Here is a 24,271-nt window from a genome sequence, read left to right as displayed (position 1 = left end):
TTTCACGCGGTCAAATTTTACCAGTTGATAAAAAATGAAACCGTGAAATAGTGAATCGCAAAAAAACACCAAGCACAGCGGAGGTTGAAATGACTTCAAACACCCTGACGCCAGGTATTGCCGCAGGGCGACTGCCGGGCGAAGATTATTCACGGAACTTTGCGGATTTGCATCCGGTTCTGGACGATCACGAGGCATTGGTTGCGGCGGATCGCTGCTATTTTTGCCATGACGCGCCCTGTATGACGGCCTGTCCGACCAGCATCGACATCCCGTTATTCATTCGCCAGATTGCCACCGGCACACCCGAAGCGGCGGCGAAAACCATTCTGAACCAGAATATTCTGGGCGGTATGTGCGCACGGGTTTGCCCCACGGAAACCCTGTGCGAAGAAGCCTGTGTGCGTGAGACCGCCGAAGGTAAGCCGGTACAGATTGGCCGGTTGCAACGCTTTGCCACCGATACGCTGATGGCGGCGGGGGTGCATCCGTTTGAACGGGCGGCACCGACCGGCAAGGCGGTCGCTGTGGTTGGGGCCGGGCCTGCGGGGCTGTCCTGTGCGCACCGTCTGGCGATGCACGGGCATGACGTGACGGTGTTTGATCCGCGTCCCAAGGCGGGCGGGCTGAATGAGTTTGGCATCGCCGCCTATAAATCCGTGGATGGTTTCGCCGCGAAAGAGGTGGATTGGCTGCTTCAGATCGGCGGTATCACGGTGGAAACCGGGCAGGCGCTGGGCGCTGGGCTGTCGTTGGAAAAACTGAAAGCGGATCACGATGCTGTCTTTCTGGCAATCGGGTTGGCTGGTGTGAATGCGCTGGGCGTCGAAGGCGAGGACAAGGACGGCGTGGACGACGCGGTGGAATTCATCGCGGACCTGCGTCAGGCCGATGATATGAGTACGGTGCCGATTGGCCGTGATGTGGTGGTCATCGGGGGCGGAATGACCGCCGTGGATGCTGCTGTGCAGGCCAAACTGCTGGGCGCGTTGAACGTCACGCTGGTGTATCGCCGGGGCAAGGACCGGATGAATGCGTCTGTATTCGAGCAGGATCTGGCAGCCAGCAAGGGCGTGCGGATCATCACCAACGCATCACCCAAGGCTGTCATCGGCAACGGTGCGGTGCAAGAGATCGAATTTGAATACACCGATGACGATCTGGCACCGACCGGGGAAACCTTCCGTCTGGCGGCGGATCAGGTGTTCAAGGCGATTGGGCAAACGCTGGGGCGGACTGACCTGCCGGAACTGGACGGGCGCAAGATCGCTGTCAATGACACGGGCCGCACCAGCATGGCGGGCGTTTGGGCCGGTGGCGATTGCGCCAGCGGTGGCGATGACCTGACCGTGACCGCCGTGGCCGAAGGGCGCGATGCCGCCGAAGACATCCACGCCACGTTGATGGCGTAAGAGAGGGAGATAAGCAGATGGCCAATCTCGCAAGCGAATTCATCGGGATCAAATCCCCAAACCCGTTCTGGCTGGCCTCGGCCCCGCCTACGGACAAGGAATACAACGTCCGCCGCGCCTTCGAGGCCGGTTGGGGCGGTGTCGTGTGGAAAACGCTGGGGTCCGAAGGGCCGCCGGTGGTGAACGTCAACGGCCCGCGTTATGGCGCAATCTGGGGGGCGGATCGCCGCCTGCTGGGGCTGAACAACATCGAACTGATTACGGACCGCCCGCTGGAAACCAACCTGCGTGAGATCAAATCGGTGAAGCGCGATTACCCTGACCGGGCGCTGATCATTTCGCTGATGGTGCCGTGCGACGAAGATAGCTGGGCCGATATTCTGAAGCGGATCGAAGATACCGGGGCTGATGGGGTCGAACTGAACTTTGGGTGCCCGCATGGGATGGCCGAACGCGGCATGGGTAGCGCCGTGGGGCAGGTGCCTGAATATATCGAGATGGTTACGCGCTGGGTGAAGAAGCACAGCCGGATGCCTTGTATTGTGAAGTTGACACCGAACATCACGGATGTGCGCAAACCCGCCGAGGCGGCCAAGCGGGGCGGGGCGGATGCTGTCAGCCTGATCAACACGATCAATTCCATTACCTCGGTCGATCTGGATGATTTCGCGCCTGAACCAACGATTGACGGCAAGGGGACGCACGGCGGCTATTGCGGACCGGCGGTGAAACCCATCGCGCTGAACATGGTGGCGGAAATTGCCCGGAACCCCGAAACCCACGGTCTGCCGATCAGCGGGATCGGTGGTGTGACCACATGGCGCGATGCGGCCGAATTTATGACCTTGGGGGCAGGTAACGTACAGGTTTGCACGGCGGCCATGACCTATGGGTTCAAGGTAGTGCAGGAAATGATTTCGGGCCTGTCGGATTACATGGACCGCAAGGGCATGACCTCGACCTCTGAATTGGTGGGGCGTGCGGTGCCGAATGTGACGGACTGGCAATATCTGAACCTGAACTACATCACCAAGGCCAAGATCAACGAGGCCGATTGCATCAAATGCGGGCGCTGCTATGCCGCCTGCGAGGACACCAGCCACCAAGCCATCGCCATGTCCGAAGATCGCGTGTTCACGGTGAAGGATGACGAATGCGTGGCCTGTAACCTGTGTGTCAACGTCTGCCCGGTCGAGGGCTGTATCACGATGGAACGCGTTGCGCCCGGCCAAGTGGACGAACGTACCGGCAAGGTGGTGCCAGAGGAATACGGAAACTGGCTGGAGCATCCGAACAATCCGGGCAATGCCTGCGCGGCTGAATAAAATACAAAGCCCCGGTTCCTGTGACCGGGGTTTTCCAAATTGTGCGCCTGCGGCGCGCTTTATAAGGATGGGTTTTCCCTGTGGGAAATCCCATCCGGTTTTGCCTTCGGCGAGGATATTTTGACCAAGAAAGAACGGTTTGGTCGGTCCGTTCAGGGGGCCAGCAATTTGCGGAATAATGTGTCCAGATAGGTTTCCGCGCCTTGGATAATGTCTTTTTCGCCGGGTGTCAGAACCGAAACCTGAGCTTCAAAATCCGCGTAGTGCTGGGTTGTGGCCCAGATTGAAAAGACCAGATGGCGGGGATCGACGCGGTTGATTTTGCCCGCATCCATCCAGCCCTGAATGACGGCGGTTTTTTCATCGAAAAGCGGCTTCAGGCCGGTTTCCAGATGTGGTGCCATCCGTGGGGCACCTTGCAGGATTTCATTGGCGAACAGGCGGCTTTCGCGGGGAAATTCGCGGCTCATTTCCGTTTTGCGGCGGACATAGGCGCAGATTTCTTCCAGCGGGTCGCCGTTGGGATTCATTTCGTGCAGCGGGTCCAGCCAGTTTTCCATCAGCTTATTCAGCAGGGTGACATGGATCGCTTCTTTGCCGTCGAAGTAATACAGGATATTGGGTTTGGACAATCCGGCGTGTTCCGCAATCTGATCAAGCGTCGCGCCGCGATAGCCGTGTTGGGAAAAAACCTCGAGCGCAGCATCCAGAATTTTCTTGCGGTTCCGCAGTTGAATCCGGCTTGGTTTTTTGGCTGTCGCGGTTTTTTCAACGCTCATTCAAATACCTTTCGGTAAAGTGCTGTAAAATTCATCGGGGCCTCTTTTAGACTATCGGGCGGGGCGCGATAGCCAAGAGTTTTCTTGACACGGGCAGGTCTGTTCGCAATCGTCACTTTACCAAATGGTAAAAAAGCAGCAAGAGGGCCTCGCTCTCCAGCCGAGCGCCGCTCTCTTGTCTGAAATGCATAACGACGAGGGAAAGAACAATGCCTGCGCCCGGTGAAAATCTGAAAATCAATGGGGACCGTCTGTGGGACAGCCTGATGGATATGGCCAAGATCGGCCCCGGTGTGGCGGGTGGCAATAATCGCCAGACGCTGACCGATGCCGATGCCGAAGGCCGCGCCCTGTTCCAGACATGGTGCGAAGACGCGGGCTGTTCGATGGGCGTGGACCAGATGGGCAACATGTTTGCGATGCGTCCGGGCGAAGACCCCGAGGCGCTGCCGGTTTATGTCGGCTCGCATCTGGATACCCAACCCACGGGTGGTAAATATGACGGGGTTTTGGGGGTGCTGGCGGGGCTGGAGCTGATCCGCACGCTGAACGATCTGGGGATCAAGACCAAGCACCCTATCGTTGCGACCAACTGGACCAACGAAGAAGGGACGCGGTTCGCGCCTGCGATGTTGGCTTCGGGGGTGTTTGCGGGAATTCATACGCAAGACTGGGCCTATGAGCGCGAGGATGCCGAGGGCAAGAGCTTTGGCGCCGAGCTGGAGCGGATCGGCTGGAAGGGCGACGAGGACGTAGGCGCGCGCAAGATGCACGCGTTTTTTGAACTGCACATCGAACAAGGCCCGATTCTGGAAGCCGAGGGCAAGGACATTGGCGTTGTCACGCATGGGCAGGGGCTAAGCTGGACGCAGGTCACAATCACCGGCAAGGACGCGCATACCGGATCAACCCCAATGCCGATGCGCAAGAATGCCGGGTTGGGTATGGCGAAGGTTCTGGAACTGGTGGATGAAATCGCGTGGTCGCATAAACCTCATGCGGTGGGGGCTGCCGGGCATATCGACGTTTACCCCAATTCCCGTAACGTGATCCCCGGCAAGGTGGTGTTCACGGTCGATTTCCGCAGCCCGGATTTGTCTGTCATCGAAGACATGGAAGCCCGCATGAAAGCTGGGGCGCAGAAGATTTGCGATGAAATGGGGCTGGGCATAGAGTTCGAGAAGGTCGGCGGTTTCGATCCGGTTGCTTTTGACGAAGGATGTGTGACTGCGATCCGGTCAGCGGCAGAGCGGCTGGGCTATAGCCATCGGGATATTATCTCGGGGGCGGGGCATGATGCCTGCTGGATCAATCAGGTGGCCCCGACTGCGATGGTGATGTGCCCCTGTGTGGACGGGTTGAGCCATAACGAAGCCGAGGAGATTTCCAAAGACTGGGCAGCAGCGGGCGCGGATGTGTTGCTACATGCGGTTTTGGAAACGGCCGAGATCGTGGAGTGAGCGGATAACGCCGGACCAAGGGGCAGCATCGTTCAAATCGTGCGAGAGCGGCCCCTTGTGTAGTATGAAAAGCAAGATGAAGCAGGGGCGCGTCCCTTGCCAACAGGGAGAGAAAGATGGGAACCAAAGTCATCAAAGGCGGCATGGTCTGCACCGCAGACCGCACATGGAGAGCCGATGTTCTGATCGAAGGCGAAACCATCAAGCAGATTGGCGAAGACCTGAAAGGCGACGAATATATTGACGCCGAAGGGGCTTATGTGATCCCCGGCGGGATTGATCCGCACACCCATTTGGAAATGCCCTTTATGGGGACCACTGCGGCGGAAACGTTCGAATCCGGGACGTGGGCGGCGGCTGTGGGTGGCACCACGATGATCGTGGATTTCTGCCTGCCGGGCGAGGATGGCAGCATCAAGAACGCGATCAACGAATGGCACCGTAAATCTGCGCCGCAGATTTGTTCTGACGTGGGCTATCACATGGCGATCACCGGCTGGAACGAGCAGGTATTCAACGAGATGAAAGACGCCGTGGACATGGGCGTGAACTCGTTCAAGCATTTCATGGCCTATAAGGGCGCGTTGATGGTCGAGGACGACGAAATGTTCGCGTCCTTTAAACGCTGCCGGGAACTGGGTGCCTTGCCGATGGTTCACGCCGAAAACGGCGATCTGGTGGCCGCGATGCAGGAAAAGCTGCTGTCCGAGGGTAAGACCGGACCAGAAGCACACGCCTATTCCCGCCCGCCCGAATTCGAGGGCGAGGCGGCGAACCGTGCAATCACGATTGCCGATGCCGCAGGAACGCCGCTGTATATCGTACATGTGTCCTGCGAACAGGCGCACGAGGCCATCCGGCGCGCGCGGCAAAAAGGGATGCGGGTCTATGGGGAGCCGCTGATTCAGTTCCTGACACTGGATGAAAGCGAATATTTCAACAAGGATTGGGATCACGCGGCGCGGCGGGTCATGTCGCCGCCCTTCCGCAACAAGGAACATCAGGACAGCCTGTGGGCGGGTCTGCAATCGGGCAGCCTTCAGGTGGTGGCAACCGATCACGCGGCCTTTTCGACCGAACAAAAGCGGATGGGGTTGAAGGATTTCACCCAGATTCCCAACGGATCGAACGGGCTGGAGGAACGTCTGGCTGTCTTGTGGACGATGGGCGTTGAAACCGGGCGGCTGACGCCGAACGAATTTGTCGCGGCGACCTCGACCAATGTGGCGAAAATCCTGAACATCTATCCCCGGAAAGGGGCGATCGTTGAAGGGGCGGATGCTGACATTGTGGTTTGGGACCCGAAAATCAGCAAGACAATCAGTGCATCCAACCATCATTCTGTGCTGGACTATAACGTCTTTGAAGGGTTCGATGTGACGGCACAGGCACGCTATACCCTGAACCGGGGCGAGGTGATCTGGGCCTGGGGCCAGAACAGCCAGCCGCAACCGGGCCGGGGGCGCTTCATTCCGCGACCGGCGTTTAATCCGGCCAGCGTGGCCCTGTCGAAATGGAAAGAGCTGACCGCGCCGAAGATGATCAAGCGTGATCCGATGAATATCCCGGCGGGGATCTGAGCCAAAGGAGCGCCCCGGTTTGGGCCGGGGCGCTACCATCTGATAAAAAACAAGACTGCGGCGTGACCGTGGCATCAAGGGACCTTGGGACATATGACCGAGACTGTAATCAGCGCCAAAGATCTGAGCCTGACATTTCAGACAAATGACGGGCCTGTACATGCGCTGAAGGATGTGAATCTGGATATCCAGAAGGGTGATTTCGTCAGCTTTATCGGGCCGTCGGGCTGCGGCAAGACCACCTTTTTGCGGGTGATGGCCGATCTGGAACAACCCACCGCTGGAACCATTACCGTGAATGGCGTCAGCCCTGAACAGGCGCGGAAATCGCGGGCCTATGGGTATGTGTTCCAGCACGCGGGCCTGTATCCGTGGCGGACCATCGGGGGGAATGTGCGTCTGCCGTTGGAAATCATGGGCTATGATAAGGCGGATCAGGACACGCGGGTAAAACGTGTGCTGGACCTGGTGGAATTATCCGGGTTTGAAAAAAAGTTCCCCTGGCAATTGTCCGGCGGGATGCAGCAGCGGGCCAGTATTGCGCGGGCCTTGGCCTTTGATGCGGATATTCTGCTGATGGACGAACCCTTTGGGGCGCTGGATGAAATCGTGCGCGACCACCTGAACGAACAATTGCTGAAACTTTGGGACCGGACCAACAAAACCATCGGGTTTGTGACCCATTCCATTCCTGAAGCGGTTTACCTGAGTACGAAAATCGTGGTGATGTCGCCGCGACCGGGGCGGATTACCGATGTGATTGAAAGCACACTGCCAAAAGAAAGACCGTTGGATATTCGGGACACGCCAGAGTTTCTGGAGATCGCGCATCGTGTCCGCGAAGGGCTGCGGGCGGGACATGCGTATGATGACTAAGGTTTACATGATCAGCGCCCCCTTGGCTGGCGCGCCGGGCGATAGCGATGGTGCAATGAGTATTTTGGGCAAGATGAAATCAGGGGCGCGCACATGAGGAAAAGCCTGTTTCCTGTCCCGACCGTGGTCGCCGCGCTTTTCGTGATCTGGTATGCGATGTCCGTGGTGCTGAACGCGCCCTGGGCTTATGACCGGGCAAAGCGGGCCGGGGTTGAATTGTCCTTTTCCGAACTTGTGGCCGATACATGGGCGCAGGACAAACCCAAGCTTCCCGCCCCGCATCAGGTGGCGGTGGAACTCTGGAACACCACGGTTGAGAAAAAGATCACCTCGAAACGGTCCTTGGTGTTCCATTCCGGGGTGACGCTGAGTTCGACCTTGCTGGGGTTCGTTTTGGGGACCGTGTTGGGGATCGGGCTGGCTGTTGGGATCGTCTATAACCGGGTGATGGACATGAGCGTGATGCCGTGGGTCATTGCCAGCCAGACCATTCCAATTCTGGCGATTGCGCCAATGATCATCGTGGTTCTGAATGCGGTGGGGATTTCTGGGCTGCTGCCCAAGGCGATTATTTCCATGTATCTGTCGTTCTTCCCGGTGGTCGTGGGCATGGTAAAGGGGCTGCGCAGCCCTGACATGATGCAACTGGATCAGATGCGGACGTGGAACGCGACCGGCGGGCAACAGTTCTGGAAGCTGCGCTTGCCCAGTTCGATGCCGTATTTGTTCGCGTCTTTGAAAATCGCGATGGCGGCATCGCTGGTGGGCGCTATCGTGGGTGAATTGCCCACGGGGGCTGTGGCCGGGCTGGGTGCGCGTCTGTTGGCCGGGTCGTATTACGGCCAAACCATCCAGATCTGGAGCGCGCTGATCATGGCCGCGGCTTTGGCTGCCGGTCTGGTGGCGCTGATCGGGGTGGTTCAGCGGGTCACTCTGAAACGGATGGGGATGGCGTGATGGGCTGGATTATCTTTGGCATTGTGGCGTGGCTGGCGGGCTGGGGTCTGAATGTGTATCTGTCCCGCCTGCCGAAAAGCCGGGCAACGGGGCTGGCCGTGCCGGTGATTTTCGGGGTCACGCTGTTGCTGATCTGGGAAAGCATCGTGCGCGGTTTCGGGATTTCCCCGGTTCTGCTACCGGCCCCCAGCGCGATAGCGGCCCGGTTTGCGGTGTCGACTGGCATCTTGTGGGAAGACTTCGTGCAGACCGTGCTGAAAGGCGCATTCAGCGGCTATGTGATCGGCTGCGGCGCGGCGGTTGTGACGGCGGTCATCGTGGATCGTTTCCCATTCCTGCGGCGTGGGCTGTTGCCGGTGGGCAATTTCGTGGCCGCGCTGCCGATCATCGGGATGGCCCCCATTTTGGTGATGTGGTTCGGGTTCGACTGGCAATCCAAGGCTGCTGTGGTTGTGGTGATGGTGTTTTTCCCGATGCTGGTGAACACGGTCGAAGGGTTGCAGGCCACGGATACCATGCAGCGCGATCTGATGCGGACCTATGCCTCGAATTACTGGGTCACGCTGCGCAAATTGCGCCTGCCTGCGGCGATGCCGTTTATCTTTAACGGGTTGAAAATCGCAACGACGCTGGCGTTGATCGGGGCCATTGTGGCGGAGTTTTTCGGATCGCCCATTCGGGGGATGGGGTTCCGTATTTCAACCAGTGTGGGCCAGTTGGCGATGGATCTGGTGTGGGCGGAAATCGTGGTAGCGGCCATCGCAGGGTCCGCAGTTTACGGAGGCGTGGCGCTGTTGGAGAAGGCGATGACCTTCTGGCATCCCTCTCAGCGCGGTTGAGCAAAGATAACAAAGCCGGATTAACGGGAAATCAACGACTAACAAGGAGAGTATGAAACATGAAAACGGTATTCAAATCGGTTGGGGTTTCGGCACTGGCCCTGTGGGCCGGAATGGCTGCGGCGGCGGATCAGATGACGTTGCAGCTAAAATGGGTCACGCAGGCCCAGTTCGGCGGCTACTATGTGGCGCTGGACAAAGGATTTTACGAGGAAGAAGGGCTGGACGTTACGATCAAACCCGGCGGCCCGGATATTGCCCCGGTACAGGTTTTGCTGGGCGGTGGGGCCGATGTGATGGTGGACTGGATGCCGTCGGCGCTGGCCGCGCGGGAAAAGGGTGCGCCGATTGTGAACATCGCGCAACCGTTCGCGTCCTCGGGTCTGATGCTGACCTGTCTGAAAGAACACGGGATCAAATCGCCCGCTGACTTCCCCGGTCATACGCTGGGAACGTGGTTCTTTGGCAATGAAATCCCTCTGTACACTTGGATGGGCAAGCTGGGTATTCCCACGGATGGGTCTGCTGGTGGTGTGACCATTCAGAAGATCAACTTCAACGTCGATCCGCTGCTGCAAAAGCAGGTCGAATGCGCCACGACCATGACCTATAACGAATATTGGCAGGTCATTGATGCCGGGCTGACGCCGGATGATCTGGTGGTTTTCAAATACGAGGACGAGGGGATTTCGACCCTTGAAGACGGTTTGTACACCACCGAAGAAAAACTGACCGACCCGGCCGAGGTGGACAAGCTGGCGCGTTTCGTGCGGGCATCCATGAAGGGCTGGAAATACGCAGAAGAACATCCCGACGAAGCGGCTGACATCGTTTTGGAAAACGACGCGACCGGGGCGCAGACCGAAAAACACCAGCGCCGGATGATGCGGGAAATTTCCAAGCTGACCGCCGGTAGCAACGGGTCGCTGGATACGGCGGCCTATGATCGGACTGTTGGCATCGTGATGGATGGCGGCGTGATCACCAAAGCCCCCGAAGGGGCATGGACCCATGCGGTTACGGATGCTGCGCTGAAATAAGTCTTTCAGGCACGGAATTGGAAAGGGCCGGTCATTGAACCGGCCCTTTTGCATTTGTCTTACTTGGGATGGTTTTCGCTGACACGTTTCAGCAGTCGGACAAGTGTGTCTTTTTCGTCTGGCGTCAGTCCCATTGTGATTTCGTCCTGAATTTCCAGCGCAATCTGCTGCACCTGATTCAGGATTTCGCGCCCCGAATCAGTGATTTCCAGAACCCGTGCGCGGCGATCGCGCGGGGAAACGGCGCGGGTGACATATCCCTTTTCGACCAGACGATCGACCACGCCGCCGATGGTGGCACGGTCACAGGCAGCCCATGCCGCAACCGATGCCTGATCCAGCCCCGGATTCATGTTGATGGCGGACATGGCCGCGAATTGAAATGGCGTAAGATCAATGCCTTCGGCGGTCATGTGGTTGTGAAATAAGGCCGTTGAAACTTGATGCGCGCGCCTGACCAAGTGTCCGGGCATGTCGTGAAACTTTGCCATTTTTCCTCTGGTTTTTTATTATAGCCGACCATATGGTCGGATTTGTGATCGTCGCCATTTCGTTTCTGCTGCAACGATATTGACATAACCCATAATAATATGAATACATATCGAATAATCGTTCAACACAAATCCTAGGGAGGAGGACCGATGTTGACCCAATTGTTCATCACTGCGGAAAATCCGCAACCCACTGTTTTGCAGCAGTGGCCGATGTGTTGCTGTTGAAAATTGGGATACGCACGCCTTCCTTTTCCCGCCAGCCGGAGTTCATAATTTGATGCGTTTTCTGGGATATTTCCGTAGCTCTTCGGCCTATCGCTGTCGGATCGCTTTTAATCTGAAGGGGCTGGAATACGAGTTTGAAAGCGTTCACCTGAAATCCGGGCAGCAAAAAGCCCCCGAGTTTGCAGCAGTGAATCCGCAGAAGCTGGTCCCTGCGTTGATTACGGATGACGGGCAGGAATTGTATCAGTCCTTGGCGATTATCGAATGGCTGGACGAAACCTATGGCGGGGCTGCGCTGATCCCGGCGGATAAGGATTTGCGGGCGCAAGTCCGTGCCTTTGCGCAGGTGATCGCCTGTGAGATTCACCCGCTGCAAAATTTGCGGGTGCTGCAATATCTGCGCAATGACCTGTCGCTGGGCGAAGATGCGGTAAACGCATGGCTGGCCCGCTGGCTGGGGGACGGGCTGCAAGCCTGCGAGGATATTTTGCAAAAACGGGGCGGTGCATCGCGGTTTTGCTTTGGGGATGAACCGGGGCTGGCTGATATCTGTCTGGTGCCGCAGGTGTTTTCTGCCCAGCGTTTCAATGTTGATATTTCGCATCTGACGCGTATCAATGCGATTTATGAACAGTGTCAATTACTGCCGGCCTTTGCGGATGCACATCCAAAGAACCAGCCGGATTTCGAGGCCTGAGGGGCCGCTGACCTGTAAGGGAGAAAAGTAATGTTTACCAAATTCACGATGCGCGGTGCAGTCGCCGCTGCTGCGCTGGCCCTGTCCGGGTTCGCTGCTCAGGCGCAAGAGGTGACGCTGAAGCTGCACCAATTCCTGCCTGCACAGGCAAACGTTCCAAAGCTGGTGCTGGATGTCTGGGCCGATAAGGTCGAGGCAGATTCCAAAGGGCGTATCAAGATCGAACGGTATCCTTCGATGCAGTTGGGCGGCAAACCGCCAGAGCTGATTGATCAGGCCATTGACGGGATCGCGGATATTGTGTGGTCGGTGAACGGGTTTACCCCCGGTCGTTTCCCCCGCACCGAGGTGTTTGAACTGCCCTTCATGGTCACGGATGCGCGGGCCGCGTCCTATGCCTATTGGAAAATGTATGAAAAGCACATGGCGGATACCGACTTCCGTTATGTAAAGGTGCTGGGCGCCTTTGTGCATGGTCCGGGGATGCTGCACACGAAAAAGCCCGTGGAAACCCCCGCAGACCTGAACGGGATGAAAATCCGCGGCGGGTCGCGTATGGTGAACCAGCTTTTGGAACTGGTGGGCGCAGTGCCGGTGGGTATGCCGGTGACGATGATCCCCGAAGCCCTGTCCAAAGGCGTGATCGACGGTGCAACGATCCCGTGGGAAGTCACCACGGCGTTGAAAGTTTCGGAAATGGTGGGCAACCACACCGAATTCGACGGCCCCGCGATTTACAATCTGACCTTTGTGCTGGCGATGAACCGGGATAAATACGACAGTCTGCCCGATGATCTGAAGGCGGTGATTGATGCCAATTCGGGGCTGGATTTCTCGATCTTTGCGGGCGGCACAATGGCCGAAGCAGACGGCCCGGCGCGTCAGGTGGCTGTCGATCGCGGGAATAACATCGTGACGGTCAGCGCGGAAAACGCAAAAATCTGGGAAGAAATGGCACGTCCGGTTTATGAAAAATGGATCGAAGACGTGAAGGGCAAAGGCATTGACGGTCAGGCCATGATCGACGAAGTGCGCGCCCTGATGGAGGAATACCAGGCGAAATAAGATCGTGCCTGGCAGCGGGCCAGCCCCTTCTGGCCCGCAAAACGATCTTAACCACGGGAGGAAAGACTAAATGAAACTATTCAAGACTGCACTGCGCACTGCGGCAGCGGCGGCTATTCTGGCTGGGACTGCGGCCACGGCCTATGCTCAGGAAGTGACGCTGAAAATGCACCAGTTCCTGCCAGCACAAGCCAACGTGCCGCGCGACGTTCTGGATGTCTGGGCTGACAAGGTCGAGGCGGATTCCAAGGGCCGTATCAAGATCGAGCGCTATCCCTCGATGCAGTTGGGCGGCAAGCCGCCGGAACTGATTGGCCAACTGGAAGATGGCATTGCCGATATCGTCTGGACTGTCGCGGGCTACACCCCCGGTCGGTTCCCGCAGGCCGAAGTGTTTGAACTGCCCTTCATGATGACCAATGCCGAGGCCACCAGCCGCGCCTATTGGGAATTCGCCGAAGCGAACATGTTCAGCACAGATTACAAGAGCTTCCAGCCGATTGCCCTGTGGGTGCATGGTCCGGGCCTGATCCATTCCAAAGCCGCGATTACCAGCCCCGCCGATCTGAACGGCGTGAAGCTGCGTGCCCCGACCCGCGTGACCAACAAGATGTTCACCGAACTGGGCGCAACCCCGATTGGGATGCCGGTGCCTGCGGTGCCCGAAGCCCTGTCCAAAGGCGTGATCGACGCAACCGTGATCCCGTGGGAAGTGACCGCCGCGCTGAAGGTTTCGGAACTGGTGGGCAACCACACCGAATTCGGGAATGCTTCGCTGTACACGACCTCGTTCATCTTCGGCATGAACAAGGACAAGTATGACAGCCTGCCCGATGATCTGAAGGCCGTGATCGACGCCAACTCGGGCGCGGATGTGTCGGCGTGGGCCGGTAAGACAATGGCCGCAGCGGATGAGCCTGCGCGTAAGATCGCGGTGGATCGTGGCAATAACATCATTCAGCTTAGCGATGCGCAGGTTGCCGAATGGAAAGCCGCAGCAGCCAGCCAAGAAGCTGACTGGGCCAAGGAAATGAGCGGCAAGGGTTTTGACGGTCAGGCGTTGCTGGATCAGGCCAAAGGTCTGATTGCTAAATACACCAAGTAAGAGCCTGCAAGCCAAAGAGAACGGTCACGGCGGGTATGATCCCGCCGTGATATCGCGTACCCTCTCTAGCCAAGGAAGAGGAACCTCATGCACCAGTTCATGAACAAACTGGCCCGGTTCATGGCCATTCTGGGCGGCATTATCCTGACCCTGTTGATCCTGCTGACCTGTGTTTCGGTCGTTGGTCGAACCCTGAACACCATCTTGCATTCCGGCGCTGCCCAATCCGTGCTGGGCGATTTCGCCAAGACCCTGCTGGACACCGGCGTTGGCCCGGTTCTGGGGGATTTTGAAATCGTCGAGGCCGGGATCGCCTTTGCCATTTTCGCGTTTATCCCGCTGTGTCAGATCACGGGCGGCCATGCGTCGGTTGATATTTTCACCTCGGCCTTTCCGGTGAAGGTGAATCGCTTCATCCAGATGGTTGTGGAAATCCTGTTCGCGGCTGCGCTGATCCTGATCGCGTGGCGTCTGTACGAAGGGATGATTTCGAAGATGCGCTATAACGAAACCACCTTCTTGTTGCAGTTCCCGATCTGGTGGGCCTATGCCGCCAGTCTGGCTGCTGCCTGTGTGACGGCGCTGGTTGCCGTTTACATGGCGGTCGTGCGCATCGCGGAATTTTTCGGTGGTCGTACCATCATCCATGTCGGCGGGGGAGCAGACCATTGATCGACCTGAGCAATCTTGAAATCGGACTTCTGTCCTTTCCTGTCCTGCTGATCATGATCTTTCTGCGGGTGCCGATCGGGTTGTCGATGTTCCTGACCGGCCTTGTCGGGCTGTACCTGATCAATAACGGCTGGAACGTTGCCTTTGCGAAGCTGAAAACCGAAACCTATTCGACCTTTTCCAGCTATTCGCTGTCGATTGTGCCGATGTTCATCCTGATGGGGCATTTCGCAACACTGGGGGGGATGTCCCAAGCCCTGTTCAAAGCGGCCGAGGCGTTTCTGGGCCATCGTCGCGGTGGTGTGGCTATGGCTGCTGTCGGGGCTTGTGCCGGGTTCGGGTCAATCTGCGGGTCGTCGCTGGCGACTGCCGCCACGATGAGTCAGGTCGCCCTGCCGGAACTGCGCCGCTATGGCTATTCGGGTGGGTTTTCCACAGCAACGCTGGCCGCTGGGGGGACGCTGGGCATCCTGATCCCGCCGTCTGTGATCCTTGTGATCTATGCAATCCTGACCGAACAGAACATTGCAAAGCTGTTTCTGGCTGCATTCATTCCGGGGATTCTGGCGGCTGTGGGCTATATGATCACCATTTCGGTCTATGTGCGTATGCACCCCGGATCGGCTGGTGTGCGTGAACCCCAACCGATGCGCGAACGGATGCGGGCGTTGGCTGATGTGTGGCCGGTGTTACTGGTGTTCATCGCTGTGGTTGGTGGGATTTATATGGGTATCTTCACCCCGACCGAAGGCGCCGCCGTGGGTGCGTTTGGCACAGGGCTGATTGCGCTGATCAATGGCGGCCTGACCCGCGTGACCTTTGTGGAAAGCTTCATCGCTACCGCACGCGGCACGGCGATGATTTTCTTCATCGTGCTGGGTGCCGGGTTCTACAACGGGTTTCTGGCGCAAAGTCAGGTGCCACAGGCGTTGTCGGAATGGGTGGTCGGTCTGGGGCTAAGCCCGTGGGTCGTGCTGTCGCTGATTCTGGTTCTGTATCTGGTTTTTGGCTGCGTGATGGATTCGCTGTCGATGATCCTGCTGACGATCCCGATCTTTTTCCCGATCATTTCGACACTGGATTTCGGCATGAACACCGAAGAAGTGGCAATTTGGTTCGGGATCATCGTTCTGATCGTGGTCGAGGTGGGGCTGATTACCCCGCCTGTCGGGATGAACCTGTTTGTTATCAATTCGATGGACCGTCTGACCCCGATGATCGAGACTTACAAAGCGGTTATGCACTTTGTCGCCTCGGATATCATTCGTGTGATCCTGCTGCTGGCCTTCCCCGGCATTACGTTGTTCCTTGTGCGGTTGCTACACTGATAACACTCTGACAAGAGTGTAAAAAATGAAACGCCCCAAAGGATGCTTTGGGGCGTTTTTCTGTGCTTGGGGTGGCAAACACGGTGCTGGACTTGTTTATGGCATATAGCTATATTCCATAACTAATAGTGGAGATAGCAATGACAGACGCAGAAGTCCTGAAGGTCGAGATGAAGGGCAACATTGCCGTTCTGACGATGAACCGCCCCGGCAAGCGCAACGCCATGAACGATAACCTGCTGGCGGCGTTGGATGGGTTCTTTTCCAACCCACCCGAAGCGGCCAAAGTGGTCGTTCTGACGGGGGTGGACGGGCATTATTGTTCCGGTCTGGATCTGAGCGAACACGTCGCTCGCGATGCCGAAGGCACGATGCGCCATTCGCGCAAATGGCACGGGATCATGGACAAAATCCAATATTCGGGTCTGCCGGTCGTGTCTGCGATGTTCGGCGCGGTGATTGGCGGGGGGCTGGAACTGGCCACCTCGACCCATGTGCGGATTGCGGAACCGTCCACGATTTTCCAACTGCCCGAAGGACGGCGCGGGATTTATGTGGGCGGCGGTGCCTCGGTCCGGGTGGGGCGTATTCTGGGCGCGGATCGCATGACTGAAATGATGCTGACAGGCCGTAAATACGATGCCGAAGACGGTCAGCGGTTGGGGCTGTGCCATTATTCCGTGGGTGAAGGCGAATCTATGGCGCTGGCAATGGAGCTGGCGGGCAAGATCGCCAAGAACGCGGGCCTGTCCAACTATGTCATGATCCACGCGCTAGCCCGGATCGAAGACATGTCCAAACAGGACGGATTCTTTACCGAAAGTCTGTGTGCCGCGCTGACCCAAACCAGCCCGGATGCCGAGGAAGGGCTGCGTGCCTTCCTTGAAAAACGTATCCCGACCTTCCGGTAAGTGGTCATGGAACGCAAACCCGCGCCCAGACCCGCACCCGTGGCCGATACGCAGCCCGGTCCTTTGGATCGGCATTTGCGCAGCTATGCAGGGTATAACCTGAAGCGGGCTTCGAACATCATGCAATCAAACGCAGCGCGGACGTTGGAACCGTTCGGGCTGCGGATTACCACGTTTTCCGCGCTTAGCGTGATCGTGGATAATCCCGACGTGACCCAATCGCAACTGGCAGCGGGGTTGAACATGGAACGGTCCAACACCGTCCTGATCATTGACGCGCTGGAAGAGGCCAACCTGATCGGGCGCTTTCGTGTGCCGACGGATCGGCGGTCTTATGCGTTGCGGGCAACATTGGCCGGGATGAAACGGCGGGATGCCGCCGCCAAGGCATTGGCCTCAGCCGAAGAGGAGCGGCTGGCTGATCTAAGCATGGAAGAACGGGCGCAACTGGTGGACCTGCTGCGCCGCATCGACCCCCTGGATTGAGGAGATCCAACCGATGACCAACGACATCACCGTCCCGCAGGACGTGATCACCGAAACGCGTGCCGACGGGGCGCTAATCCTGCGTTCATCCCACCCGATGGGGCCAGTCGCGCCCACGACAGGCGCGTGGCTGCATCAATGGGCGGATAAAACCCCGGACGCGGTATTTATCGCGGAACGGGACGGGGCAGGATGGCGCGAAGTCACCTATGCGCAAACGCTGGCGGCGGTGCGTCATCTGGGGGCGTGGCTGTTGGCGAACGGCTATGACAAAAAAGGGCCGGTGGTGATCATGTCCGGCAACTCTGTCGATCATGCGCTGCTGGCACTGGCCACGCAATATGTGGGCATGGCCAGCGTCCCGGTGGCTGAACAATATTCGCTGATCCCCGGCGCACATGACCGGCTGTTGTATATCGTTGAAAAGGTAAAACCGGGCTTGTTGTTCGTGGACGATGCCAAACGCTATGGCGATGCGATTGGAATGGCGGCGCTGTCTGGGTTCGATGTGCTGGCCAGCCAGCCCGAAGGCGCCCCGCGTGATGTGATCGCAATGACGGATGCGCTGCAAGGCGGTGCTGCGGATGTGGATGCGGCCCATGCGGCGGTGACGCCCGATACGCTGGCGAAAATCCTGTTCACGTCCGGGTCCACCTCGCATCCCAAAGGCGTGATTACCACGCATAAAATGATGTGCGTCAACCAGACCCAGATCGCGGATGCCTTTCCGGTGCTGCGGGCGCGTCCGCCGAAAATTCTGGACTGGTTGCCGTGGAACCACGTGTTCGGCGGGTCGCATAACTTTAACATGATGCTGGCGAATGGTGGGTCGATCTATATCGACGATGGCAAACCTACGGATGCGCTGTTCCCGCGTTCGCTGGAAAACATGAAGATGCACACTGGAACGCTGGCCTTTAATGTGCCGGTGGGTTTTGCTCGTCAGGTGGCCGCGCTAAAGGCCGATCCCGATCTGCGCCGTGATTTCTTTACCGGGTTGGATTTCACATTCTACGCCGGGGCGTCACTGCCACAGGAAATCTGGCAATCGCTGGGGGATATGGCACAAGAAGTAACAGGCAAAGTGCCGCTGATGGTGTCCAGTTGGGGGATGACGGAAACCTCGCCCGCCACGCTGATTGTGCATGAACGCGTGGATCGGTCAGGGATCATCGGCGTGCCGGTTCCGGGGGCGGAAATCAAGCTGCTGCCAGATGACGATGGCCGGTTTGAGCTGCGCTGCAAAGGCCCCAATATCATGCCGGGCTATTTTGAAGACGCCGAAAAAACCGCCGAAAGCTTCGATGACGAAGGATTCTTGATTACCGGCGATGCAGTGAAATTCGTCGAACCGGGAAATGCGGACCGCGGTCTTAGCTTCGATGGCCGCATATCCGAAGATTTCAAGCTGACCTCGGGAACATGGGTGCGCTGCGCCGCGCTGCGCGGGCAAATCCTGACCGCGTTGGAAGGCGTGATTGGCGATCTGGTGATCACCGGACAGGACCGCGCGGAAATCGGTGCGCTGCTGTTCCCGGCCCAGCCGCGCAATGGGCAGCCCGATCAAATCGTGACCGATGCGGATATGGTGGAAACCGTCCGTGCGAAGCTGACTGAACTGGCGGAACATGCCACTGGCAGTTCCACCCGGATCGGGCGGGCACTGATCATGGCCGAACCGCCCTCGCTTGCGGATCACGAAATGACGGCCAAGGGCAACCTGAACATGCGCAAGGTGCTGGCCCGCCGCGCCGGTCTGGTGGCCCGTATTTACGATGATGCCGATGCGGATGTGATCCGCGTCTAAGGCTTCTTTCTGATCTGAAATACTCTCTCGCCGAAGGCGTCCCGAACCCGCCTTTGGCATAACCTTTGAAAGGACAGGAATATGGTGGACATCACGAAAGTTCGTGCAATCGACTTCCACACCCATGCCGAAGAACCCTGCGGTTGTCATGCCGATGATGGCTATGACGATCTGCAATCGACGATGGCGAAATATTTCGGTGCGCCGTGGTCCCATCCGCCGACCATCCCGCAGACAGCCGCGCATTATCGCGAGCAGAATATCGCGGCGGTGATTTTCCCCGTCGATGCAGAACGCGAAACCGGATATCGCCGCTACAAGAACGAAGAAGTGGCCGAACTGGCCGCCGAAAACGATGATGTCCTGATCCCCTTTGCTTCGATCGACCCGTGGAAGGGCAAGATGGCCGCTCGCGAAGCGCGCCGCCTGATCAAGGATTTCGGCATCAAGGGCTTCAAGTTTCACCCGACGATGCAGGGGTTTTATCCCAATGACCGCATGGCCTACGAACTATACGAAGCCATCGCCGAGGAGGGCGGCATTGCCCTGTTCCACACCGGCCAGACCGGCGTGGGGTCGGGGATGCGCGGCGGCAACGGGATGCGGCTGAAATATTCCAATCCGATGTATATGGATGACGTGGCGGTGGATTTCCCCGACATGAAAATCATTCTGGCGCACCCGTCCTTCCCCTGGCAGGAAGAGGCGCTTTCGGTCGCGCAGCACAAGCCGAATGTCTATATCGACCTGTCGGGCTGGTCGCCGAAATATTTCCCGCCAATTCTGGTGAAATACTGCAACTCGATCCTGAAGAAAAAGGTGCTGTTCGGGTCGGACTGGCCGATGATCACGCCCGAACGCTGGCTGTCGGATTTTGAGCAGATCGCAATCAAGGACGAACTGCGCGAAGACATCACCAAAAACAACGCGGCCCGTCTGCTGGGCCTGATCTAAGCCCTGAACGACCCGTTTGAAAATCCCCCGTCCCGGCCTTCCGGGGCGGGGGTGATCTTTCTTTGTTCAAAAGGACCAGACATGAAACCCTATGCAGCCCCGGTGGATGATATCCTTTTTACCTTGGAACAGGTCGGGGGTGTTGCGGCGCTGCCGGATTGGGATGGCGCATTGATGCGAGAGATCACGCAGGCTTTTGCCGCCTTTGCCGAGGGCGAAATCGCACCGCTGGACGAACCCGGCGACCGGCAAGGGTGCCGCCTGAAGGATAGTCGGGTGATCATGCCGGACGGGTTCAAACGGGTTTATGCCGCCTATGCCGAACAGGGTTGGCCCGCGCTGACAGTTCCTGAAATCTATGCCGGGCAGGGGCTGGGCGGGGTGGCTTTGGCCTGCGTGTCTGAGATTTTCACCGGGGCAAATCACAGTCTGCAAATGGTGACGGGTCTGGTGCCGGGTGCGGTGCGGACCCTGCTGGACTACGGAACAGAGGCACAGAAAACCGCCTATATTCCACGTCTGGCATCGGGTGAATGGCTGTCTACGATGTGCCTGACCGAACCGGGGGCGGGGTCTGATCTGGGTCGTATCCGTACCCGTGCCGAACAGGATGGCGATGGATGGAAACTCAACGGCGAAAAGATTTTCATCTCGGGTGGGGATCAGGACATGACGGATGGCATTTTCCATCTGGTTCTGGCCCGCACCGGCAGCGCGGATAGCGGGGTCAAAGGCCTGTCGCTGTTTATCTGCCTGTCGCATCTGCCCGATGGCAGCCGCAACCCGATCACCGTTACCCGGATTGAGGAAAAAATGGGGCTTCATGCGTCCCCCACCTGTCAGATGGCGTTTGACGGGGCGCGGGCTGAACTGATTGGGGCCGAAGGCGAAGGCCTGAAGGCCATGTTCACGATGATGAACCACGCGCGGGTGGATGTGTCGCTTCAGGGGGTGGCCCATGCCACGCGGGCCTATGACATTGCTGCTGCCTATTGCGCGGATCGGGTGCAGGGGCGCGGGGCCGACGGGCAGCCTGTGACGCTGGACCAACACCATGACGTTCACGCGATGCTGGCAGAAATGCGGGCGCTGTCACTGCTTGGGCGGGCGATCAGTCATCTGGCGATTGTCCAGCTGGAAAAGGGCGATGACCCGATGCTGGTGGAATTCCTGACCCCGATTGCCAAGCATTTCTGTACCGAGGCGGGAACGCGGGCAGCCGATCTGGGGATACAGTGTTTGGGCGGCTATGGTTATTTACAGGAATACCGGCTGGATCAGGTCTGGCGCGATGCCCGTATTTGCCGGATTTACGAAGGCGCGAATGGCATTCATGCGCTGACACTGGCTACGCGTCTGGTGCAGGGGCGCGCGGCGGTGGCGGCGGACCGTTTCGCGGCCTTTATCGCGGACAATGCCACACCAGAAGCGGTGGCACATTGGACTCGTGCGCGGGCGGCACTGGGCGATGCAGCAGAACCCGCCAGCAAGGCCGCGGATTTCATGGCTTTGTCTGAATGGGTGCTGCTGCGCAGTCTGGCCCCACGGTTTGCCAGTCACGCGGCGGTGGGGCAGATCGGGGCATATCTGGCCCGGTCCGATTATCTGGGCGCGGTCCTGTCGGATCGGATTTGCGCCGACTGATCCCACCATATCATTAGCGGAGAATTGGCAGGTCACTCTTTTAGGGTGGCCTGTTTTGTTTGCGGGCCAATGATCGAGGTAAAAAAGGTATGACAAAAATATGCCTTTTGATTTGGATCAAAGTTTGCTGGGTGCATCATATGCCAATCACCGCATATCAGACAGAATACATGCGGGTTTAGGGAAGGACACGCAGATGACAGACGCAACACAAACACATGGCGAAAGCAGGCTGGAACATTACCCGGTCACGTTTTTCGCAACGATCATGGGCATGACAGGCCTATCGTTATCGCTTCACGCGGCAGAAAACAGTTGGCAGGTGGGGGATACCGCCTCGACCGTCGTGTATTATGTTGCGCTGGCGATGTTTGCATTGATCCTGCTGGGGTATCTGGCAAAGGCGGTCAAACACCCGCAGGCCGTTGTGGCCGAATGGAAGCACCCGGTTCGCATTGCGTTTTTCCCGGCGATTTCGATTTCCCTGTTATTGCTGGCAGCCGCCAGCCTGACCCGAGCGCCCGCGCTTGCTGAACCGCTGTGGTATGTCGGTATGATTTTGCAGGGGGTGCTGACCATTGCCGTGATTTCCGGCTGGATCGGGGCGCGCGCCTTTCAGACCGGGCATTTGAACCCGGCGTGGTTTATCCCGGCTGTGGGGAATGTGATCGTACCCATCGCGGGTGTGCCGTTGGGCCATCCTGAAATCAGTTGGTATTTCATGTCTGTTGGTTTGATTTTCTGGGTTGTGCTGATGACCCTGGTCATCAACCGCCTGATGTTCCACGACCCGCTGCCGGGGCGGTTGCAGCCCACGCTGGTGATCCTGATCGCCCCGCCCGCTGTGGGCATGGTGGCGTGGGTCCGGCTGGTGGGCGACGTGGATTCGCTGGCGCGTATCCTGCTGAACGGGGCGTATCTGTTTACCGTGATTGTGGCTGTGCAATTGCCGCGCATTGTCAAACTGCCCTTTGCCATGAGCTTCTGGGCACTTGGCTTCCCCTTTGCGGCGGTGACGATTGCCAGTTTCACCTATGCGGCCAAAACCGGCAGCGTTGCGCATCAGTATTTCGGTACGGTGCTGTTGGCGGTCTTGGTCGTGATCATTGCAGCGCTGACGCTGCGCACCCTGAAAGCGATGAGCGCAGGCGAAGTTTGCGTTCCCGAGTAACTTTTTACCCCTAGTAACCAAGAGAGGACTTCGATGAAACATTTCCTGACCGCCGCTGTACTGGCCGCCACTGTTGCAGGCGTGGCTGCCCCCGCGATGGCCGAGGATCAGCCCAAGCTGCTGACCATGCTGACCGCACCGGATGCACAAACGCAGCTTATGGCGATGGTACTGACCATGAATGCCGTGCAAGCCGGGGCCAAGGCACAGATTTTGCTGTGTGGTCCGGCGGCGGATATGGCGCTGAAAGACGCCCCCGCCAGCACCACTGCACCGCAGGCACCCAAAGGCATGAGCCCCCAAGGCCTGATGAAAACGATCATGGAAAAGACTGGCACCAAAGTCGAAGTCTGCGCCATCTATCTGCCGAACAAGGGTGTGGGTCCCGATGCGCTGCTGGATGGGATCACCGCAGCCAAACCCCCGGCGGTTGCGGCGGAAATGATCGACGATGACACCAAGATCATGAGCTTCTGAGGTCTTCTTCCCTGACGATGATGCTCATGCTGGGGCCGCGCTCTGTCTGTCTGGCGCGGCCCCTTCTTATTTTCCGCGCCGCGCCAAGGCAAAACCGCCCAGCCCCGAGAGCAGGATAACCGCCAATCCGATCAGGCTAAGCATGTCGGGCCAATCCCCGAACACCAAAACGCCCAACACTGCGGCTGCTACCAATTGGAAATAGATCAGAGGTGCTGAAATCGTGGCCGGTGTGGTGCGATTGATCACCACCAGCAGGAAATTCCCAAAGGCCGAGGCAAGTGCGCTAAGCAACACCAGCCCCCATATCGCAGGACTGCCGCTGCCGGGCAGGTGCGTCAGCCCCAATGGGGCCAAAAGCACAGCGCCAATCACCAATTGCGCCGTCAGCAGGAACCGTGGCCGATACGCCCCGGCCAGCCAGCGTGTCGCGGTCAGGTAGGACCCGTAACACACCCCGGCCAGCAGGGCGAACCCCATACCCGGCCCCATCGTTGCACTGGGTTGAACCACCAACAGGACCCCGGCAAAGCCCACCGCCAATAATGCACTGCGGGCGCGGGTGACGCGCTCTTTCAACAGCAGGATAGACAGGGCATAGGCCACGACCGGCCCAATGAAAAACGCGCCATAGACATTGGCGATGGGTTCGGTTTTCAACGCGGTCAGGATTGATGAAATCCCCCCGGCAATAAACGCCGCCCGCAGGATCACCCGCCAGTTCAGCAGATGCGGCAGTTCGGCCCGTGTCATCCCGGACAGGGGCAACAGCAAAGCGGCAGCCAATGCAAAGCGCGACCATGCGATGAAAAACGGGCTGATTGCATTTTGCGTCAGCAATTTCCCGGCGGCATCCCCCATCACGATGGATGTGGTGGCAACGCAGACCAGGGCGACAACAGATAGGGGGATTTGTGGGGGCATAAACAAGACCAGTGCTGCAAACACGCCAGCCCTATCGGGGGCG

23 protein-coding genes are annotated in these 24,271 nt (G+C 58.2%); 20 read left to right on the top strand and 3 right to left on the bottom strand.

Features of this window, described 5'->3' with window-relative positions; genetic code table 11:
* The first annotated feature begins 89 nt into the window (after positions 1-89).
* Both FN828_RS09980 and preA read left to right on the top strand, forming a co-directional pair.
* Complete coding sequence (locus FN828_RS09980; protein ID WP_142493264.1) at positions 90-1,412, top strand: NAD(P)-dependent oxidoreductase; 1,323 nt, start codon at positions 90-92, stop codon at positions 1,410-1,412.
* A 17-nt stretch (positions 1,413-1,429) separates the two neighbouring features.
* A complete protein-coding gene (preA, locus tag FN828_RS09975; protein ID WP_142493263.1) occupies positions 1,430-2,737 on the top strand; it encodes an NAD-dependent dihydropyrimidine dehydrogenase subunit PreA in 1,308 nt (435 codons plus the stop codon).
* 152 nt (positions 2,738-2,889) lie between these two features.
* Here preA and FN828_RS09970 read toward each other — a convergent pair whose 3' ends face one another.
* Positions 2,890-3,516, bottom strand: a complete 627-nt coding sequence (locus FN828_RS09970; protein WP_142493262.1) for a TetR family transcriptional regulator C-terminal domain-containing protein — start codon at positions 3,514-3,516, stop codon at positions 2,890-2,892.
* Between the two features lie 209 nt (positions 3,517-3,725).
* On the opposite strand from FN828_RS09970, the gene FN828_RS09965 reads away from it, so the two are divergent.
* The 6 genes from FN828_RS09965 (at position 3,726) to FN828_RS09940 (ending at position 10,268) form a co-directional block, all read left to right on the top strand.
* On the top strand, positions 3,726-4,976 hold the full coding sequence (locus FN828_RS09965; protein ID WP_142493261.1) for a Zn-dependent hydrolase: 1,251 nt from the start codon (positions 3,726-3,728) through the stop codon (positions 4,974-4,976).
* 116 nt (positions 4,977-5,092) lie between these two features.
* Complete coding sequence (hydA, locus tag FN828_RS09960; protein ID WP_142493260.1) at positions 5,093-6,556, top strand: dihydropyrimidinase; 1,464 nt, start codon at positions 5,093-5,095, stop codon at positions 6,554-6,556.
* 93 nt (positions 6,557-6,649) lie between these two features.
* Entirely contained in the window at positions 6,650-7,432 is a 783-nt protein-coding gene (locus tag FN828_RS09955; RefSeq protein WP_142493259.1) for an ABC transporter ATP-binding protein, read from the top strand.
* 93 nt (positions 7,433-7,525) lie between these two features.
* Positions 7,526-8,389 (top strand): ABC transporter permease, encoded by an 864-nt coding sequence (locus tag FN828_RS09950; protein WP_142493258.1) that lies wholly within the window; start codon positions 7,526-7,528, stop codon positions 8,387-8,389.
* Positions 8,389-9,228, top strand: a complete 840-nt coding sequence (locus FN828_RS09945; protein ID WP_142493257.1) for an ABC transporter permease — start codon at positions 8,389-8,391, stop codon at positions 9,226-9,228. The genes FN828_RS09950 and FN828_RS09945 overlap by 1 nt, the downstream gene beginning before the upstream one ends.
* A 59-nt stretch (positions 9,229-9,287) precedes the next feature.
* Positions 9,288-10,268, top strand: a complete 981-nt coding sequence (locus FN828_RS09940) for an ABC transporter substrate-binding protein (RefSeq protein WP_142493256.1) — start codon at positions 9,288-9,290, stop codon at positions 10,266-10,268.
* 59 nt (positions 10,269-10,327) lie between these two features.
* Here FN828_RS09940 and FN828_RS09935 read toward each other — a convergent pair whose 3' ends face one another.
* The gene (locus FN828_RS09935; RefSeq protein ID WP_235891451.1) at positions 10,328-10,681 is read right to left on the bottom strand and encodes a MarR family winged helix-turn-helix transcriptional regulator; all 354 of its coding nucleotides are present in this window, start codon (positions 10,679-10,681) and stop codon (positions 10,328-10,330) included.
* A gap of 358 nt (positions 10,682-11,039) precedes the next feature.
* Here FN828_RS09935 and maiA point away from each other — a divergent pair, with 358 nt between their 5' ends.
* The 12 genes from maiA (at position 11,040) to FN828_RS09875 (ending at position 23,304) form a co-directional block, all read left to right on the top strand.
* Positions 11,040-11,684 carry a maleylacetoacetate isomerase gene (maiA, locus tag FN828_RS09930; RefSeq protein ID WP_142493254.1) on the top strand — a complete coding sequence of 215 codons (645 nt, stop codon included), beginning with the start codon at positions 11,040-11,042 and terminating at the stop codon, positions 11,682-11,684.
* A 30-nt stretch (positions 11,685-11,714) separates the two neighbouring features.
* On the top strand, positions 11,715-12,749 hold the full coding sequence (locus FN828_RS09925; protein ID WP_142493253.1) for a TRAP transporter substrate-binding protein: 1,035 nt from the start codon (positions 11,715-11,717) through the stop codon (positions 12,747-12,749).
* A gap of 70 nt (positions 12,750-12,819) precedes the next feature.
* Positions 12,820-13,854: a TRAP transporter substrate-binding protein gene (locus FN828_RS09920; protein WP_142493252.1), complete on the top strand. Its 1,035-nt coding sequence runs from the start codon at positions 12,820-12,822 to the stop codon at positions 13,852-13,854.
* Between the two features lie 87 nt (positions 13,855-13,941).
* Positions 13,942-14,526: a TRAP transporter small permease gene (locus FN828_RS09915; protein ID WP_142493251.1), complete on the top strand. Its 585-nt coding sequence runs from the start codon at positions 13,942-13,944 to the stop codon at positions 14,524-14,526.
* A gap of 5 nt (positions 14,527-14,531) precedes the next feature.
* On the top strand, positions 14,532-15,854 hold the full coding sequence (locus tag FN828_RS09910) for a TRAP transporter large permease (protein ID WP_142493288.1): 1,323 nt from the start codon (positions 14,532-14,534) through the stop codon (positions 15,852-15,854).
* Between the two features lie 140 nt (positions 15,855-15,994).
* The gene (locus FN828_RS09905; RefSeq protein WP_142493250.1) at positions 15,995-16,765 is read left to right on the top strand and encodes a crotonase/enoyl-CoA hydratase family protein; all 771 of its coding nucleotides are present in this window, start codon (positions 15,995-15,997) and stop codon (positions 16,763-16,765) included.
* Between the two features lie 6 nt (positions 16,766-16,771).
* Positions 16,772-17,251, top strand: a complete 480-nt coding sequence (locus FN828_RS09900) for a MarR family winged helix-turn-helix transcriptional regulator (protein ID WP_142493249.1) — start codon at positions 16,772-16,774, stop codon at positions 17,249-17,251.
* Positions 17,252-17,264: 13 nt separating this feature from the next.
* The gene (locus tag FN828_RS09895; RefSeq protein ID WP_142493248.1) at positions 17,265-19,058 is read left to right on the top strand and encodes a feruloyl-CoA synthase; all 1,794 of its coding nucleotides are present in this window, start codon (positions 17,265-17,267) and stop codon (positions 19,056-19,058) included.
* Positions 19,059-19,139: 81 nt separating this feature from the next.
* On the top strand, positions 19,140-20,012 hold the full coding sequence (locus FN828_RS09890) for an amidohydrolase family protein (protein ID WP_142493247.1): 873 nt from the start codon (positions 19,140-19,142) through the stop codon (positions 20,010-20,012).
* An 81-nt stretch (positions 20,013-20,093) separates the two neighbouring features.
* Positions 20,094-21,656: an acyl-CoA dehydrogenase family protein gene (locus FN828_RS09885; RefSeq protein WP_142493246.1), complete on the top strand. Its 1,563-nt coding sequence runs from the start codon at positions 20,094-20,096 to the stop codon at positions 21,654-21,656.
* A gap of 196 nt (positions 21,657-21,852) precedes the next feature.
* Positions 21,853-22,827, top strand: coding sequence for an SLAC1 anion channel family protein (locus FN828_RS09880; RefSeq protein WP_142493245.1), 975 nt, complete (start codon positions 21,853-21,855; stop codon positions 22,825-22,827).
* Between the two features lie 33 nt (positions 22,828-22,860).
* A complete protein-coding gene (locus FN828_RS09875; protein ID WP_142493244.1) occupies positions 22,861-23,304 on the top strand; it encodes a hypothetical protein in 444 nt (147 codons plus the stop codon).
* 66 nt (positions 23,305-23,370) lie between these two features.
* Here the strand turns inward: FN828_RS09875 and FN828_RS09870 are convergent, their stop codons facing one another.
* Positions 23,371-24,228, bottom strand: a complete 858-nt coding sequence (locus FN828_RS09870; RefSeq protein ID WP_142493243.1) for a DMT family transporter — start codon at positions 24,226-24,228, stop codon at positions 23,371-23,373.
* Between the last annotated feature and the right edge of the window lie 43 nt (positions 24,229-24,271).

The sequence above is a fragment of the Thalassovita litoralis genome (assembly GCF_900182725.1).
Lineage (GTDB): Bacteria > Pseudomonadota > Alphaproteobacteria > Rhodobacterales > Rhodobacteraceae > Thalassobius > Thalassobius litoralis.
The sequence above is the reverse complement of the archived record's forward strand: the minus strand, read 5'-3'. Positions and strand labels throughout refer to the sequence as shown.

Excerpts from the sequence above, each read along its gene's own strand:
- FN828_RS09925 (WP_142493253.1), top strand. The coding sequence starts at position 11,715 with ATGTTTACCAAATTCACGATGCGCGGTGCAGTCGCCGCTGCTGCGCTG.
- FN828_RS09940 (WP_142493256.1), top strand. The coding sequence starts at position 9,288 with ATGAAAACGGTATTCAAATCGGTTGGGGTTTCGGCACTGGCCCTGTGG.
- FN828_RS09950 (WP_142493258.1), top strand. The coding sequence starts at position 7,526 with ATGAGGAAAAGCCTGTTTCCTGTCCCGACCGTGGTCGCCGCGCTTTTC.
- FN828_RS09920 (WP_142493252.1), top strand. The coding sequence starts at position 12,820 with ATGAAACTATTCAAGACTGCACTGCGCACTGCGGCAGCGGCGGCTATT.
- preA (WP_142493263.1), top strand. The coding sequence starts at position 1,430 with ATGGCCAATCTCGCAAGCGAATTCATCGGGATCAAATCCCCAAACCCG.
- FN828_RS09945 (WP_142493257.1), top strand. The coding sequence starts at position 8,389 with ATGGGCTGGATTATCTTTGGCATTGTGGCGTGGCTGGCGGGCTGGGGT.
- FN828_RS09955 (WP_142493259.1), top strand. The coding sequence starts at position 6,650 with ATGACCGAGACTGTAATCAGCGCCAAAGATCTGAGCCTGACATTTCAG.
- hydA (WP_142493260.1), top strand. The coding sequence starts at position 5,093 with ATGGGAACCAAAGTCATCAAAGGCGGCATGGTCTGCACCGCAGACCGC.
- FN828_RS09935 (WP_235891451.1), bottom strand. The coding sequence starts at position 10,681 with ATGACCGCCGAAGGCATTGATCTTACGCCATTTCAATTCGCGGCCATG.
- FN828_RS09890 (WP_142493247.1), top strand. The coding sequence starts at position 19,140 with ATGGTGGACATCACGAAAGTTCGTGCAATCGACTTCCACACCCATGCC.
- FN828_RS09970 (WP_142493262.1), bottom strand. The coding sequence starts at position 3,516 with ATGAGCGTTGAAAAAACCGCGACAGCCAAAAAACCAAGCCGGATTCAA.
- FN828_RS09905 (WP_142493250.1), top strand. The coding sequence starts at position 15,995 with ATGACAGACGCAGAAGTCCTGAAGGTCGAGATGAAGGGCAACATTGCC.
- FN828_RS09875 (WP_142493244.1), top strand. The coding sequence starts at position 22,861 with ATGAAACATTTCCTGACCGCCGCTGTACTGGCCGCCACTGTTGCAGGC.
- FN828_RS09915 (WP_142493251.1), top strand. The coding sequence starts at position 13,942 with ATGCACCAGTTCATGAACAAACTGGCCCGGTTCATGGCCATTCTGGGC.
- FN828_RS09885 (WP_142493246.1), top strand. The coding sequence starts at position 20,094 with ATGAAACCCTATGCAGCCCCGGTGGATGATATCCTTTTTACCTTGGAA.
- FN828_RS09895 (WP_142493248.1), top strand. The coding sequence starts at position 17,265 with ATGACCAACGACATCACCGTCCCGCAGGACGTGATCACCGAAACGCGT.
- maiA (WP_142493254.1), top strand. The coding sequence starts at position 11,040 with ATGCGTTTTCTGGGATATTTCCGTAGCTCTTCGGCCTATCGCTGTCGG.
- FN828_RS09880 (WP_142493245.1), top strand. The coding sequence starts at position 21,853 with ATGACAGACGCAACACAAACACATGGCGAAAGCAGGCTGGAACATTAC.
- FN828_RS09900 (WP_142493249.1), top strand. The coding sequence starts at position 16,772 with ATGGAACGCAAACCCGCGCCCAGACCCGCACCCGTGGCCGATACGCAG.
- FN828_RS09980 (WP_142493264.1), top strand. The coding sequence starts at position 90 with ATGACTTCAAACACCCTGACGCCAGGTATTGCCGCAGGGCGACTGCCG.
- FN828_RS09870 (WP_142493243.1), bottom strand. The coding sequence starts at position 24,228 with ATGCCCCCACAAATCCCCCTATCTGTTGTCGCCCTGGTCTGCGTTGCC.
- FN828_RS09965 (WP_142493261.1), top strand. The coding sequence starts at position 3,726 with ATGCCTGCGCCCGGTGAAAATCTGAAAATCAATGGGGACCGTCTGTGG.